The 14,916-nt window shown below is 56.6% G+C and carries 13 protein-coding genes and 1 tRNA gene; 5 read left to right on the top strand and 9 right to left on the bottom strand.

The annotated features are described in order from the left end of the window. The first annotated feature begins 2 nt into the window (after positions 1-2). From ACZ5K9_RS08610 to ACZ5K9_RS08590, 5 genes are all read left to right on the top strand, one after another. The gene (locus tag ACZ5K9_RS08610) at positions 3-875 is read left to right on the top strand and encodes a DUF3150 domain-containing protein (RefSeq protein ID WP_464270927.1); all 873 of its coding nucleotides are present in this window, start codon (positions 3-5) and stop codon (positions 873-875) included. Positions 876-953: 78 nt separating this feature from the next. Next, positions 954-1,859, top strand: a complete 906-nt coding sequence (locus ACZ5K9_RS08605; RefSeq protein ID WP_464270926.1) for a hypothetical protein — start codon at positions 954-956, stop codon at positions 1,857-1,859. Positions 1,860-1,905: 46 nt separating this feature from the next. Beyond that, positions 1,906-2,856, top strand: a complete 951-nt coding sequence (locus tag ACZ5K9_RS08600; protein WP_464270925.1) for an ATP-binding protein — start codon at positions 1,906-1,908, stop codon at positions 2,854-2,856. A gap of 220 nt (positions 2,857-3,076) precedes the next feature. Next, entirely contained in the window at positions 3,077-3,325 is a 249-nt protein-coding gene (locus ACZ5K9_RS08595; RefSeq protein ID WP_464270924.1) for an excisionase family DNA-binding protein, read from the top strand. Next, positions 3,322-4,524, top strand: a complete 1,203-nt coding sequence (locus tag ACZ5K9_RS08590; RefSeq protein WP_464270923.1) for a tyrosine-type recombinase/integrase — start codon at positions 3,322-3,324, stop codon at positions 4,522-4,524. Before ACZ5K9_RS08595 ends, ACZ5K9_RS08590 begins: the two co-directional genes overlap by 4 nt. 86 nt (positions 4,525-4,610) lie before the next feature. Here ACZ5K9_RS08590 and ACZ5K9_RS08585 read toward each other — a convergent pair. The 9 genes from ACZ5K9_RS08585 to ACZ5K9_RS08545 all read right to left on the bottom strand — a co-directional run bounded on the left by ACZ5K9_RS08585 (position 4,611) and on the right by ACZ5K9_RS08545 (position 14,908). After that, positions 4,611-4,696 (bottom strand) — tRNA-Leu (locus ACZ5K9_RS08585). 52 nt (positions 4,697-4,748) lie between these two features. After that, positions 4,749-5,213, bottom strand: a complete 465-nt coding sequence (secG, locus tag ACZ5K9_RS08580) for a preprotein translocase subunit SecG (protein ID WP_464270922.1) — start codon at positions 5,211-5,213, stop codon at positions 4,749-4,751. After that, entirely contained in the window at positions 5,213-5,995 is a 783-nt protein-coding gene (gene tpiA / locus ACZ5K9_RS08575) for a triose-phosphate isomerase (protein ID WP_464270921.1), read from the bottom strand. Before tpiA ends, secG begins: the two co-directional genes overlap by 1 nt. A 2-nt stretch (positions 5,996-5,997) precedes the next feature. Further along, positions 5,998-7,194 (bottom strand): phosphoglycerate kinase, encoded by a 1,197-nt coding sequence (locus ACZ5K9_RS08570; RefSeq protein ID WP_464270920.1) that lies wholly within the window; start codon positions 7,192-7,194, stop codon positions 5,998-6,000. Between the two features lie 75 nt (positions 7,195-7,269). Beyond that, on the bottom strand, positions 7,270-8,277 hold the full coding sequence (gene gap, locus ACZ5K9_RS08565; RefSeq protein ID WP_464270919.1) for a type I glyceraldehyde-3-phosphate dehydrogenase: 1,008 nt from the start codon (positions 8,275-8,277) through the stop codon (positions 7,270-7,272). Positions 8,278-8,308: 31 nt separating this feature from the next. Next, positions 8,309-9,634 carry a type I glyceraldehyde-3-phosphate dehydrogenase gene (locus ACZ5K9_RS08560; RefSeq protein ID WP_464270918.1) on the bottom strand — a complete coding sequence of 442 codons (1,326 nt, stop codon included), beginning with the start codon at positions 9,632-9,634 and terminating at the stop codon, positions 8,309-8,311. A gap of 36 nt (positions 9,635-9,670) precedes the next feature. Further along, positions 9,671-13,951, bottom strand: a complete 4,281-nt coding sequence (locus tag ACZ5K9_RS08555; protein WP_464270917.1) for a PEP/pyruvate-binding domain-containing protein — start codon at positions 13,949-13,951, stop codon at positions 9,671-9,673. Beyond that, a complete protein-coding gene (gene rimI, locus ACZ5K9_RS08550) occupies positions 13,951-14,478 on the bottom strand; it encodes a ribosomal protein S18-alanine N-acetyltransferase (RefSeq protein WP_464270916.1) in 528 nt (175 codons plus the stop codon). Before rimI ends, ACZ5K9_RS08555 begins: the two co-directional genes overlap by 1 nt. Next, positions 14,450-14,908, bottom strand: a complete 459-nt coding sequence (locus tag ACZ5K9_RS08545; protein WP_464270915.1) for a PTS sugar transporter subunit IIA — start codon at positions 14,906-14,908, stop codon at positions 14,450-14,452. The genes rimI and ACZ5K9_RS08545 overlap by 29 nt, the downstream gene beginning before the upstream one ends. Positions 14,909-14,916 lie beyond the last annotated feature (8 nt).

Below are 14,916 nucleotides of genomic sequence, written 5' to 3'. Positions count from 1 at the left end.
GAATGGAAAACGTATTCAACAAAGCCTGCTTGATTCAGCTCAAAACATCATGCTGGCAGGGATCCCGGATGCTTGAACCGGGCGTCATGGAACGCATCGGGAACAGCAACTGGCTCAGAGGCAGGAAATACCTCGTAAGCCCTGACCTGTTAAACCCAATCCGCGCCGTGATCAGCCGCGCCCGCAAGGACCTGAGCCGGCATGCCCTGCCGTTTCCCATCGAAGGGCTGACACTGGTTCCCAAGGAAAGGATCAACGTGATCGAAGAAGTCTTGGAAAACCACCGAAGGGACTTCAACCAGTGCGTGGATCAGTTCATTGAAGGCTACCAAGACGCTCTAGAGGAGGGGCGAACACATCTCGGCGAACACTTCAACGAGGGGGACTATCCCGCCGACATTTGGAACAAATTTAGTTTTGCTTGGCAGTATCTCACTATTGAGACTCCGGGCAAGTATGCCGTTCTGAGCCCGGAAATCTACGAAAGGGAAAAGAAGAAGTTTGAGCAACTCATGGAAGAAACAAGGGAATTGGCAATTTCAGCACTGCGCACCGAATTTGCCGATTGCGTGTCCCACCTGGTAGAGCGCCTTACCGGCAGTTCTGACGACAAACCAAAGGTCTTCAAGAACTCCATGGTAGAAAAGATTCAGAGCTTCTTGAGCTCATTCAACGAGCGCAACATATTCCAGGATGACCAACTGGCCGAACTTGTCGAGCAAGCCAGGGCTCTTTTAAGCGGAGTAACTCCTGAGGAGCTACGCGGTAACGAATGGCTCAAGCGGCGGATCCAGGCAGGCATGAGCCAGGTCAAAGCTGAACTCGACCAAGCCCTCACCGACGTGCCGCGCCGGAAAGTGCGTCTTGCCGTTTAGCCAAGACGAAGTCTCTCTATGACGAAGTCTCTCTATGACGAAGTCTCTCTATGACGAAGTCTGTCTATGGAGTATGCCATGCCCTACACCAATATCTACCAACTCCCGGCCGAAGTCGTCTCCGCCGTGGTGCGGGATCCCTACTTCCACGACGGGCGCATCAGCGTGACCTCGCTCATCGGTCCGCCGAGGATCTACCAGCTCAGGAAACGTTATGCCCACGCTATCGTCGAAGACGTGAGTGACCGACTGTTTGCCCTTTACGGGCAAGTCGTCCATGGCATCCTGGAACGTGCGGACGACTTCGAAGCCATCCACGAAGAACGGATCACAATCGAAGTGAACGGCTGGACCGTCTCCGGCCAGAGCGACCTCTACAAGCGCCGCTCCAGTGGTGAGTATGTGCTTCGGGATTACAAGTTCACCAGCGTGTACACGACTAATTACGGGATCAAGCCGGAATGGACCGCCCAGATCAACTGCTACGTCCACCTGTGGCGCTCTGAAGGGTTCGAAGTCGATCGCGCCCAGATTGTCTGCCTGTACCGGGATTGGCGCCGGATGGAAGCCGAACGCCGGCGCGACTATCCGCCTCCGGTGCAACTGTTCGACGTGCCAATCTGGAGTCCTCAAGAAAGTGCAAGATACATCGAAGAACGGGTCACCCTGCATCAACGAGCTGAAACACTTCCTGATGATGAGCTTCCACCGTGCACACCGGAAGAACGCTGGGAAAGAGGCGAGGCCTGGGCGGTGATGAAAAAAGGAAGGAAGACGGCCCTTCGCATCTACGACAGCCCGATCGCCGCCGAACACCACGCCGCGACCGTCCCAGGCGCCTACGTTGAGCACCGGCCGCGTCTGCCGGTTCGCTGTCTGCACTTTTGTAACGTCCGCGATTTTTGTAATCAGGCCCCCGCTCTGCCTGTCACGGGAGCCCGTCAGGCAGGCATCGCCCACGACGACATTTCTCTGGAGACGTAGTCCCCGGGACTCCCTGCCAGCGCAGGAGAGTGGAGAGGAGAAAGCCATGTTTCGTAGAGCTCAACGCCAGCAGGCAAAGCTCCGGCTGGCCTTAGTCGGCCCGGCCGGCTCTGGGAAAACGTATAGTGCCCTGCGTATTGCAACGGGCCTAGTCCAAGCTCTTAACGACACTACCTCAGGCCACATCGCCATGATTGACACCGAACGCGGCTCCGGAGAGCTCTATTCTGACCACTTCGACTACGACATCGCCAGGCTTGATCCGCCCTTCGACCCGAAACGCTACATCGAACGGATCCGGGCCGCACAAGACGCAGGCTACGCCGTTCTCATCATTGACTCACTATCACACGCTTGGGCTGGCCCCGGAGGCCTTATCGACATCAAGGACAATATTGCGAAGACCTGCAAGGGAACGAACGAATTCACCGCCTGGCGCTACGTGACGCCACAGCACAATAAACTACTTGACACCATCCTTTCCTGTTCCTGCCATGTCATCGCCACCATGCGCACCAAGACGGCCTATGAAGTAACACTGAACGAAAACGGCAAAACAAAACCGGTGAAACTGGGCCTGGCGCCTATCCAGCGAGACGGCATAGAATACGAGTTCACCGTCGTGCTCGATCTCAGCATCGACGGCCATGTTGCCACCTCGAGCAAGGACCGCACCGGGCTTTTCGACGGCAAGTTCTTCACCCCGGATGAAGAAACCGGCCAGGCCCTCGCCGCCTGGCTCCAAAGCGGTCAGGATCCGAAGCAGAGCGTCATATCGACCATCAACGATCTTCTCCGGAAACTCGAGCTGGACAATCTATCCGGGGCATACTGGAACTACGCGCTCAACCGCTACCGGGCCGAATCCGTCGATGCGCTTCTGCCCAACCAGCTGGACGAACAGCTTCAGATGCTCACCCAGTGTTCACGAAACGGCGACAAACTGGCCAAGTTCCGGGATGTCCTCTCAAAGACCCACACGCCCAGTCCACAATAGCTTGCCCCCTACACACGATGACGAAGTCTCTCTATGAAGTCTGGCAGGACGAAGTCTCTCTATGGCGAAGACGAAGTCTGTTCATGACGAAGTCTGTCTATGTCTGTCTGTTAGGACATGGCCCGCTACGCTCGTAGCGCGGTCATGCCTACCGACTCGCAACCTATGATGACGAAGTCTCTTGATGACGAAGTCTCTTAAACTTTGTGGAGTGTGTCCGATGAACAAGGCGCACCAGCATGCCGAATACATGACAATTCACCAACTCGCAAACTACGCCTCGTTGTCGCAGAGCACTTTACGCAAATGGCTCCGCAGTGGTATGCCTTATTACAGGCTTGGCAGGAGCATTCGGGTAAAGCGCAGTGAATTTGATGAATGGATGCGTGAAAGCTTCCACGCCGGCGGCACCGTCAGACAACGCCTCGCTGTCGTTAAGGCGCAGGCATTGGAGGAGGTGCTACGGTGAATTACAGAACGAAGGAGGGAAAGTACGGAACCATTTACAGCATCGCCAAGGGCGTGACGGTCGCGAAAACGAAGGCAGGGCAATTCGAAGTCACGGTCAACTTCAAGGGCGAGCGGGATCGAACCAGGTTCGACGATTTGGAGCGCGCAGTAAAATATGCCGAGGTGGTAGCGACACGGCTGGGTCTCCCCTTTGAATTGGACATGGACCTGAGACACTACACCATGGAGCAAGCTGCAAGAAACTGGCTTGAAACAAACCATGCGCGGTGGGCACCTAACACGTTCGAACGGTACTACGGGATTGTTCGCGATTTCGTTCTTCCCGCTTTGGGGAGAAAACCGCTGGTCAAGATCGATCGCCAATTGTTGAAACGAGTGCTGACAGATGCCCTTTCGATCCGATCGGCAAAAACCGTTGAGCTGATTCATTCGGTCATTAGCGGTATTTTCAGCGAGGCCATAGACAACGGCTTTGTCAAGGAGAACCCGGCTCGTGGATTGACCAAGAAGGTACTCCCGGTGAAAAAGTTGCGCAGGGAGCGGGTACCGGATCCCTTCACCCGGCAGGAGTTGAGCAGATTGCTGGAAAACTCCAAGCGCCACTTAAATTGGCGAATTGCCATGGTGATTGAAACACTGGCACTAACGGGGATGCGGCTCGGGGAATGTTTGGCAATGCACCGTGACCATCTGGATACCCACAATTGTCAATACAAGATTGTAGAGAAGGTTAGCCACGGCAGATTTGGGCCTCCCAAGACCGGAGAAAGATTGATCGATTTGCCGGAGCCTCTTGTGGCCAAGCTGGAAGACTACATCTTTGAGCTTCGCAAGGAGGCATTGCGGACCGGAATTGACGACGGGTATCTTTTTGCCGGGATCACGCAGCGAATGGTCCAAAATGGACTACGGAGGGCATGCCGATTGAGCAAGCTCAGGGTCCGATCACCCCATGACCTTCGCCACACGTATGCGACCCTGCTTCTGATGGAGCATTACAGCCCTGCCTACGTGCAGAAACAGCTTGGACATCACAGCATCACCATGACCGTTGACATTTACGGTCATTGGATCCCGGGCGAAGGCAAAAAAAATCTGTCGCACACCCTAGCAATCGTGGGGACGAGCGGCGAGGGCGGCGACAGTTTTGGCAGCCGAAAACGCCCTGCCAAAATTGCCAATCTTTTGGAATCATGAGCATTACTGATTCCGCCTTTGGCACTTTTTGGCAAATTTTTGGCAAATCCGGCTATCCAGCCTGATTTTCCCAATAATTTCAACGATGGTGCCGAAGGCCGGACTCGAACCGGCACGGGTCTCCCCACCACCCCCTCAAGATGGCGTGTCTACCAGATTCCACCACTTCGGCACTAAGGCTTGACAACCAATGATTATACTAAACCTTCACAACGTTGCAAGGGTCATTGTGCCTGTTTCCCCTGCGGATTGGCCTCGGTGGAACCACCCTGTCCTCCGGCGCCTTTCGGGGTCTCCGCCGCCGGGACTTTAGCGGGCTCCGACGGGACCTGCCCCGGTGTCGTCGGGACTCCCGTCTTGGACTCCACGTTGATCGGCGCCGGTGCCGTCTGGACCGGCTTCGCTTCCGGCAACACCGGTTGTTCCTTGGCTGGAGCCTTATCCATGACGGACTTGGTGTGCACCTGGCCGGACAGATACGTCAAGCCCAAACATGTGAGCATAAAGACGATCGCGGCCAAGGTGGTCAACTTGCCCAGGAATGTCGTCCCCCCTGTGCTGCCGAACAGGGTTTGTGAACTACCTCCGAAAACCGCACCGATTTCAGCTCCTCGGCCCGTTTGGAGCAGGACAATGAAAATCAGCGCCAGACACGCCAAAATGTGAAAGGTAATTAAAATTGCCTGCATCAGCCGCTTCTCGCACTCCCTCGATATTGGACGATCCGGGCAAACGACGCCACTTCCAAGCTGGCACCGCCCACCAGAGCGCCGTCGATATCAGGCTGGGCCATGAGATCATCCACATTGCCCGGTTTGACGGAGCCTCCATACAATATTCGCACACCGTTTGCAACCGCTTTGTCGAAGCGCTCGGCGAGCCATCGGCGGACAAAAGCATGAGCCTCCTGGGCCATCTCCGGTGTGGCTGTCTTTCCCGTGCCGATAGCCCACACGGGCTCGTAAGCGATGACCAGGTCTTCCGGAGCCTGCAGCTGAACCCGCTCCAACCCCTCAGCTAACTGACGCCGCAACACCTCCTCCGTCAATCCCGCTTCCCTTTCTTCAATCTTTTCGCCGATGCACAAAATGGGCACAATGCCTCGAGACACGGCCGCCGCTGTTTTCAGGCCGATCCACGCATCGGATTCCCCAAAGATGTGGCGCCGCTCCGAGTGGCCCACGATAACGTAACGGCAGCCTGTCTCCATGATCATGGCCAAGGAGACTTCACCCGTGAAGGCTCCCTGAGATTCCCAGTGGCAGTTTTGGGCCGCCAGCGAGAACCCCGCTGCGGCCATGGATTCCCGGAGCGGCCACAAGTGCGTAAAGGGCGGTGCGATGAGCACCTGCCGGTCTTGCGGTGTCCCGACGATATCATGAAGCTTGGCGACAAATGTCACCGCCTCGCCGATACTCAAGTGCATCTTCCAGTTGGCCGCCATGAGCGGCAGGCGCGCATTGCCGGACATGGCTACTCCTTCCCCATGCATGCTTCGAGAGCCTCGATACCGGGAAGGATTTTTCCTTCCATCATTTCCAGAAAGGCACCGCCGCCAGTGGAGACGTAACCGACTTTGTCGGCCACCCCGGCTTTTTTGACCGCACTGGTCGAATCGCCGCCGCCGATAACCGTCAGAGCTTTTGATGCGCCTAGAAATTCAGCCAGTGCAAATGTCGCTTTCTCAAAAGGCGACGTCTCAAAAGCCCCCAAGGGTCCGTTCCACACGATGGTCGAACAGCCTTGAAGGGCTTCTTTCATGGCGCTGACGGTCCGCTCTCCCACATCGAAGATCATGGCGTCCTCCGGCACCGCCTCCACACTTACCGTTCGGGCCTCTGCGGCGGATTCCAGATTGGGCGCGACGACCACATCCACCGGCAGAAGGACTCGAACCCCTCGGTTTTTCGCCAATTCGAGGAGCTCCATCGCCTTGGCCAAGAAATCGTCTTCCACGAGAGACATTCCGACCCTATGCCCTTGGGCTTTGAGGAAGGTGTTGGCCATGGCCCCACCGATCACCAAGAAATCCACCTTCGGGATCAGGTTTTCCAATACGCCGATCTTCGTGGAGACCTTGGCCCCGCCGATGACGACGGCCAGCGGCCGCTCCGGCGTTTCCACGGACCTCCTGAAGTATTCCACCTCCTTGGCCAGCTGGTAGCCTGCCGCACAGACCCGCACATGTTGCGTGATCCCGTGAACCGACGCATGGGCTCGATGGGACACGGCAAATGCGTCGTTGACGTAGACATCTGCCAAGGAGGCCAATTCTTTGGAAAACCCTGGATCGTTTTTTTCTTCTTCCGGATGGAATCGCAGGTTTTCCAAAAGAAGAACCCCACCTGCCGGCAGGGAGCTTACCAGCTCACGGACCGCCGGGCCGATGCAATCGGGCGCCAGGGGAACCTCGCGGCCCAAAACCCCGGAGAGATGACGGGCCACAGGCGCCAGGCTCATCTCCGGCACCACCTTTCCCTTCGGACGTCCCAAATGGGAGGCCAGAACGGCCTTCCCGCCAGATTCCATGACTTTTTTTAGAGTCGGCAAGATGGCCACAATGCGGGCATCATCGGCCACCTGGCCGTTTTTCTTGTCCAGGGGAACATTGAAGTCCACCCGAATGAATACCCGCCTGCCCGATACGTCAATGTGATCCAACGTCTTCATGGTCCGCCCCTCCTGCGTTTTCCGAACACCCCGAAAAACTCCCCGGGTGCGAAACCGGCCGCCGCACTCCCCCTTTTATAAGTCTTTGGCCATGTGCAGGGCCAAATCCACCAGACGGTTGGCATAACCGAATTCGTTGTCGTACCAGCTCAGGACCTTCACCATCCGCTTTTCGATGACTTTGGTCAGCGGAGCATCCACGCAGGAGGAGTACGTGCTGTGGTTGAAGTCCACAGAGACCAGTTCTTCGTCCACGTAGCGCAAGATGCCTTTCATGTGCCCTTCGGCGGCTTCCTTGAGAGCCTGATTGACTGTTTCCACGGTAGCGTCCGTTTCCACCCGACAGACCACGTCCACAATGGAGACGTTCGGGGTCGGGACTCGAATGGCCATGCCGTCCAGTTTGCCTTTGAGTTCCGGTATGACTTCCGCAACCGCCGTGGCGGCTCCGGTTGTCGTGGGCACCATGGAAAGGGCCGCCGCCCGGGCCCGCCGCAGATCCTTGTGAAGGGCGTCCAAGAGTCTCTGGTCCATGGTGTACGAGTGAATCGTGGTCATGAGGCCGTGTTCGACACCGAACCGATCGTGGAGCACACGGACGATGGGCGCCAGACAGTTGGTGGTGCATGACGCATTGGAGACGATGTGATGCTTCATAGGGTCGTATTGGTCGTGGTTGACACCCATGACAAAGGTGGCGTCCATTCCTTTGCCGGGGGCCCCCACGATGACCTTACGGGCTCCCGAATCCATATGCTTCAGGCAGCTCGTTTTATCCCGAAACCGGCCGCTGGTTTCCAGGACGATATCCACCCCGAGGTCCCTCCACGGGGCCTGAGCGGGATCGCCCACTTTGAGGCACTTGTAGGCTGTGCCGTCCACATAGATCTGTTGATCGTCGGCGGAGATTTGTCGGTTCCATGTGCCGTGCACGGAGTCATAACGCAATAGATAAGCCAGTTCGGCAGGACTTCCCAAATCGTTCAGCGCCACCACCTCCAGAGGACCGCCTCGATCCACGTTGGCTCGTAACACCATGCGGCCAATGCGCCCGAAGCCGTTAATCGCAACCCTAATGGCCATCTTCTCCTCCTTTTTGTTTAGTATGACAGGCTCAGCGCAGCATCCTTGCAATACTTACGGTACGATCGCCCAGCATGTTGGTGTAGCTTCCCAATTCGTTGTCATACCAGCCATAGATGACCGCTTGGGTCACTGGAATCTGAATGATTCTCGCTTTTTGTTCTGAATCCAAGGTCTTGTCCGCATGCTTCAGTACCTGCTCCACATCGAAAGCATGCTCCTGCTCAGAAGACAGGGCGGCGCACACATTGAGCACGTGGTTGAGGTCGAAGCGCACGGCGGCGGTGCGCGTGTGGGTTTCATGGCCTTCGATGACGGCCGCCGCTCGGGGCAAGCCGATGATGTCCGACGACACGTTCTGTTCGTCCGTATACAGAAGGTAGCCGTCGGGATAATGCGACTGAGCCTTTCGATAAATATCATTGATAAGATTGCGGTTGATGGGATTTTTCATGCTTTCGTCTTGGATCAGAACCACCAAGATGATCAAGGATCCCGTGGTCACGGGCACCCGCACCGACTCGGCGATAAAGCCGATCTCTTTCATCTCGGGAATCACCAAACCGAGAGCTTTGGCCGCCCCGGTGGTGGTCAGGATGATGTTGTTGAAAACGGACCGAGTCTTTCTGAGGTCGTCCGCTTTGGCTTTCGGGGCCCGGTCCAGCACCTGTTGAGATGGGGTGGCCGCGTGGACGGTGGCCATGGATGCGGACAATATCCGCATGGGACCGAAATAGTCCAAAAGCGGCTTAACCATGTAGGCCAGGCATGTGGTCGTGCACGAAGCGTGAGAGACGATGGTGTGGCGCTTGGGATCAAAGTCGGCATCGTTGATCCCCATGACAGTGGTCACCGCATCCGGCGGCATGTCCTTGGACTTGTCTTTGATCTTGAACGGGGCCGACACGATCACCTTCCGGGCTCCTGCGGCCAGATGCCCTCGAACCGAACCTTTGGGATCCTCCGCCGGCACCGTAGGGTCCAGGAAAGCGCCCGTGGCGTCGACGACGATCTCCACGCCGTGGTCTTTCCAGCCGATTTCGGCCGGGTTTCGGTGTTTTCTCAGAAAGGTCGCCTTGACCCCATTGATGCGCATGGAGCCTTCTTTGTCGTTAATTTCTTCGATCACCCTGGACGCCCGGCAGCCGTACAGGAAGTGGTGCAAACGGCCGTAAGTGGAATCCTTCTCTATGAACAAGGCAATGTCATCCAGACTCTGCCCGACGTCCCGGCCGATGTTGACCACCAGCTCGGAAAAATACTGCCGTTCCACATGGTGCCAGATGCTGAGCTTGGCAATCCGACCCAACCCGTTGATGCCCAACTTTTGAGGGACCATTTTTTCTTGTTCGCCCATTGTCTCCCCCCTTGGCGTGCCGCTGAGGCTTCAACGTCATAGCGTGCAGGCGCCGTGGTCCTCTTCGGGTTTTTCCGTCTCATGAAAACCCGCATAGATGGCCCCACTGCGCCCGTCAATCCCGATCACATCCCCTGTTCTTAAAAAACGCCCACCAATCAAACATCGACCGTCCCTCTCCCACACCCGCATTTTGGAACAACCCACCACGCAGGTCTTACCCAGCCGATGGGCCACGATGGCGGCGTGGGATGTGGCCCCGCCTTTACCGGTCAAGACGCCGTCGGCGATGGAGATCTCATGGATATCGTCGGGAACGGTGTCCGAGCGGATCAAAATGATGGCTTCACCCGGATAGTCTTTCTTGAGTCGCACGATGTCGTTGAGTTCAAAAGCCACCCGTCCGCAGAGCGCCCCTCCGCTGACCCCGATGCCGTTCCCAAGGTAACTCCTTTCCAGTTCGCTTGTCACCTTGAAACACGGGTATCGGCGGCTCCCACGAGGAGCCATGTTGCGGGACTGCAAGATGTAGAGTCCATCCCCATCCGCGCCTTGAAACGTGAATTCGATTTCTTGAGGACCCCATTTGTGCTTGTAGATGAGTTCCTTGGCGATTTCCGTCAGACGTTCAAAGACCCGAGGAAACAGAGACTCCAGAGAATGCTCCTTGCGCTCGGCTGCCGCAAGACGCTGTTTTTCGGAAAGCGGCAACGTTTCCACCAATCCCCCCACCACGTCTTCGCCTTGATTCCCCAGTGTGAAATCCCCGCGGGGGTCAATGTCGTCTTCCGAGGTCCACGGGTTATGCGTGAACATGACGCCGGATCCCGAGTGCAGGTCCAGGTTCCCGAAGACCATGGTCTGGATGGTGACCGCCGTGCCCCAGTTTTGCGAGAGCCCCATGATCTGACGATAGGTGATGGCTTTCGGGAAAAACCAGGATTCCATGACCTGGCGGATGGCGGTAAACAACTGCTCCACCGGATCGTCTGTAAGCTCAATTTTGGATTGCCTCGTGTAGTCCCGATAGGCGAGGGCCACCTCCCGCATCTCCTCCGGGGTGAACTCCCTTTTGAACAAGCGGCCGTATTTCTTTTTGTAAAACCGCATGATGGCATCGTAATGATCCCGGTCCAGACCGAAAGACATCCCCCAGGACTGCACAAACCGCCGGTAGTTGTCCCAAGCAAACCACGGCTGCCCGCTCTGCCGGATGAGCCCCTCCACAACGTGTTCGTTGATCCCCACATTGAGAAAGGTGTTCATCATGCCCGGCATGGACACAGCTGACCCGCTACGCACGGAAAGCAACAAAGGATTTCGCGGGTCGCCGAACTTCCGGCCGGATTTCTCTTCCAGATCCTCAATGTGAGCCATGACTCGCGCTTTGAAGTCCTCGTTGGATTGCTGCAGGCTCTCGATCACATCCTGACAACGAAAGTATTCCGTGGTGATAATGAAGCCGGGGGGCACCCGAATCCCAAGGGAATGCAACTGGGTCAGATTGTAGCCTTTATTGCCTAGATGAATCAGATCGTACGTGCTCTCTTCCGGAGCATAGATTCGGGAGATGGTCTTTTCCGGGTCGTAACTCAACAAGAGATCCAGCTTTTCCGAGCTCAGTTCTTCCTTCTGGGTCGCCAGCGTCGTGAGGATGCTGGAAATAAAATGGTCGAAATACTGCAAACCGAAAGTCCGGGCCACGAGGTCGCGAAGGAAGGTTTCCGAAATGCGGTGCACCCGTTCTTCAGGCCGTTCATTCACGTCGTGGCGCCGATAGCGCGGTAGCAGGTCGCCGGATTCACTCAACTGCCGGATGATCACGCTCAAATTGTCTTCATGAACCGCATTGTAGAAACTCTGTATGATTTGTTTGATGGCTTCAGAGAATCCACGGAAGATGTCAATATATTGGGAGTGCGAGAACCTCCGGATCTGGAGAGCCCGTTGAAAGAGTTCCTCCTGCCGATCCAACCGACGGGACGTAATTCCATCGATCGACAGCGCCCGGATGAACAGAGGCAGCACGCGTCCGATGCGGCCGAATGTGGCCCGGGTGATGAAACTCAAGTTGAAAGACAGAATGACTTCCTCAAAAAGCACATTGGCCAAATTTTCCAACCGGAACGTCAGACCCAGCGCGTCGAATTTCCGTTCGCTGTAGGAACCGTACATGGATGGAATGTCTACGGCGATGTGCCTCTTGAGATAGATGTTTTCCACCGTGGTCATTTCTTGATCGGTGAGCACAATCTGCTGGAGAGACTCCAGATAGTTCAAAATCGCTTCCAGTTTGGCAATGGGATCCTGTCCCTGAAGGGCTTCTTCCAAGGATGTGGGATCCGGCAAGCCCAGTTGGACGGCCCGCCGCAAATGGATGTGAATGTCTTTGAAACTGAGCGCGTATTTTTCATGGAGCAACTGGTAAAAGCGGATCATGAGGAAAGCGCGCTGTTTTTCCAGGGCGGACACTTCCGGAATGGCTTCGATCTTTTTGTGCAGCTCGTCTTCATGCAGATCGAGAAGGTCCTTCGCATGATGGACGCCGTCATGGCCGGAAAACACGTGCCGGAAGATGCGGTGCATCCCGTCCACATAAGGACCGTATTCTCTAATATCCCGGTAAACCTCGGGCGGAACGAATTTCTTCAGCGGCTCCTTGTCCAGGGTGTGCCAAAAATGAAAGATGGCTTCAATAAACAGGACGATCAGGTTGTTGCTTTCCACGTGGCTTTGTTTGCGCAGGAAGTGAATGAGCGGATCGCCGCGTTGGGTGATCTCGTCCACATCCGTGGACACGGCCCGCAGCAGTCCTTCGGCACCGACTTCGTTGAAATAGACCGGAAAGAGTTTGGTCAGTTGTTTGACGAGGTTGAAAAGAGGCCCGATGGGGGCGTGCAAGAGCAGGCTCACATCCTTCTGGAACAAGTCCGTATCACGCACGTAGATGCCCGCCAGGAACAGATTGACGATGAGGGCGGAGAGCAGAGTTCGAGTCCGCCGAGGGCTTTTTCGGATCAGGTCAAGCCAGACCCGGATGTTGGTGAGGTGGGCCGGGTTCACTTGAACCTGCCAGTACTGCGAGACCCCCTTAAGTTTGGGCGTCTGGAACCCCAACCAGATGACGTGCCGGATGAAAAACTCGATGAGATCCCGGTCGTCCGTGCCGAGGATTTCCAGACCAACGGTGCGCACGCAGTGCAAGGCCGCTTCCGGGTAATTGTGGAGGCACCCCCGGAGGACTTGGAGGAAGCGGGTGAGCCGCGGCCTGAGGACCTCCTGGGATTCCTCGCGAATCCAACGGCCCACGTCCATGTTCATCGCACGCAGCGTTTCTTCATGGATCGGCTCCAACCCTTTGGTTTCCATGATCCTCAAACGCAACAACATGCTCACATGGCCCGCATGCTCCTGAGGGACGGCCCGACCCACCTTATCCGGAAGTTGTTGATATGCGCGAACAATTTCGCGGAAGTCGGGAAACGTGCACAGCTTTTCTATAGCCCGCCGAGGATCCTTTTCGGCACTCAGGCCGTGGATGCGACTGAGGGCGCGCTCATGGTCGGCGCGAAGCAGGGGACTGAACAGGCTTCTCCATTCTCTCACATCCAATTCTTCCTGAAGCTGACGGGTCAACCAGGCTGAAGGATCTTCCCTTTGGACCCAGAACGTATGGGTCTCCATAAGCAGCCGCTCCAAAAGCAGGCGCCCTTCCGCAAAGGAAGCCGGGGAAGACCATAGGTCAAGGCATCGCAGTAAAAGCTTTTTGGGCTGATAGAAACTGCGAACGACCCATTGGAAGCTGGACGGAGGCAGACTGTGGAGTTTGGCGAAGCACCATCGGAGAATCCCGCCGTGGGCCACCCCACGCGGCAAAGGATCCTGGTCTCCAAGGGCGGGAAGATCCCCCGAATCCTCACGGCACAGTTCCGGAGCCTCCTCAATGATCTTCAGCCATAGGGCAATCAGATGATCGGCGGCCGTCGACTGTGTCCTAGGGTTGCCCGCATCGGAGAGGGCATGGAGGAAGATACGGGATAACAGGCCCACCACCCCGGCACTGTGATGATAGTGCCGGTACAAGCGCAGATTCCCCGTGGCATAACGCCAGGTTTCCTGGAGCACATAAGCCCAGTTACGATAACGGTGATGATATTCCAGCAGGAGATCCCGGGCTTGCTTTTCCTTGCCGGCGTACCCCGAAACTGCCTCCACCAGTACCTCATGTCCGGGGTCCACCGTGACCGGGACGTTGGTGACCATCAAATTCTTCAGGAGCGCCTCAGACTGAACCTGAGTGCTTTGGACACTCGGCATCAACCAGACCTCTCTGCGTCAATGGGAAGGCCTTCCGAACGCAGCCACCGAGACCTCCAACCCCGGTCCATTTCCAATTCCATGAGGACCGCAGGTTCTCTCAGGCCTTCGTAATAATTGGGGCGAAGTCCCGATGGCCGAAATCCGATACTTTGATAGAGTTGTTGGGCCGCATGGTTGCTGCGGCGCACCTCCAGCAGCGCGATGCGCGCATTGCGCCCACACGCATGACGCAACGCCGCCAGAAGCAATTGACGGCCGACACCTCGCCTTCTCAGGGCCGGGTCCACCGCAAGGTTGAAGATCTGCACTTCATCGGCCACCAGCCATACACAGATGTAGCCGACAATCCGACGCCGATCTTCCGTCAGGCGCGCAACCAAGGTGAGCGCTTGGGGTCTTTGCAACTCCTCCGCAAAAAAAGACTCTCGCCAAGGATCCACATGGCTCGCCTTTTCGATGTCGATGACCGCTGGAAGGTCTGCAGGCCGCATCGGCTCAATGACTATGGGCAGGCGAGCGCTCATGATCCGACTCCCGTCCTTTCGATTCAGGCCTCGAAGACAAGATCTCGCTAGCCAAAGAGATGTGTCGGCGCCCGTAATCCCTGAGAATTTCGGCAGCCTCCTTCAATGAAGACGCCCCTCGGATCTCGGCGAACTTGATGAGCATGGGAAGGTTGAAACCGCTGAGCACTTCCACCCGGGACCCCACGAAGGAGAGGGCGACATTGGAAGGCGTCCCGCCGAAAAGGTCGGTAAGCACCAGCACCCCCGGTCCGGCATCCACCTCCTTGATGGCTTCCGAGAGCTCTCGCACCATCTCCTCGACGGGCGTGGCGGGATCCATGGAAACGGCGCGAACAGCTTCCAGCGGCCCCAGAATCATCTCCGCCGTCTTGACCATTTCCTGAGCCACTCGACAATGAGCCGCGACAACCAGTCCGATTCTCGACATCTTCGCGC

It is taken from the genome of Desulfosoma profundi, assembly GCF_055387865.1.
Note: the sequence above shows the minus strand (reverse complement) of the source record. Positions and strands in the feature narration are given on the sequence as shown.

What these genes read in the sequence shown, in the direction of transcription:
- ACZ5K9_RS08595 (WP_464270924.1), top strand. Translation starts at nt 3,077, where the DNA reads ATGAACAAGGCGCACCAGCATGCCGAATACATGACAATTCACCAACTC.
- ACZ5K9_RS08545 (WP_464270915.1), bottom strand. Translation starts at nt 14,908, where the DNA reads ATGTCGAGAATCGGACTGGTTGTCGCGGCTCATTGTCGAGTGGCTCAG.
- ACZ5K9_RS08605 (WP_464270926.1), top strand. Translation starts at nt 954, where the DNA reads ATGCCCTACACCAATATCTACCAACTCCCGGCCGAAGTCGTCTCCGCC.
- tpiA (WP_464270921.1), bottom strand. Translation starts at nt 5,995, where the DNA reads ATGTCCGGCAATGCGCGCCTGCCGCTCATGGCGGCCAACTGGAAGATG.
- ACZ5K9_RS08555 (WP_464270917.1), bottom strand. Translation starts at nt 13,951, where the DNA reads ATGCCGAGTGTCCAAAGCACTCAGGTTCAGTCTGAGGCGCTCCTGAAG.
- secG (WP_464270922.1), bottom strand. Translation starts at nt 5,213, where the DNA reads ATGCAGGCAATTTTAATTACCTTTCACATTTTGGCGTGTCTGGCGCTG.
- ACZ5K9_RS08560 (WP_464270918.1), bottom strand. Translation starts at nt 9,634, where the DNA reads ATGGGCGAACAAGAAAAAATGGTCCCTCAAAAGTTGGGCATCAACGGG.
- gap (WP_464270919.1), bottom strand. Translation starts at nt 8,277, where the DNA reads ATGGCCATTAGGGTTGCGATTAACGGCTTCGGGCGCATTGGCCGCATG.
- rimI (WP_464270916.1), bottom strand. Translation starts at nt 14,478, where the DNA reads ATGAGCGCTCGCCTGCCCATAGTCATTGAGCCGATGCGGCCTGCAGAC.
- ACZ5K9_RS08570 (WP_464270920.1), bottom strand. Translation starts at nt 7,194, where the DNA reads ATGAAGACGTTGGATCACATTGACGTATCGGGCAGGCGGGTATTCATT.
- ACZ5K9_RS08600 (WP_464270925.1), top strand. Translation starts at nt 1,906, where the DNA reads ATGTTTCGTAGAGCTCAACGCCAGCAGGCAAAGCTCCGGCTGGCCTTA.
- ACZ5K9_RS08610 (WP_464270927.1), top strand. Translation starts at nt 3, where the DNA reads ATGGAAAACGTATTCAACAAAGCCTGCTTGATTCAGCTCAAAACATCA.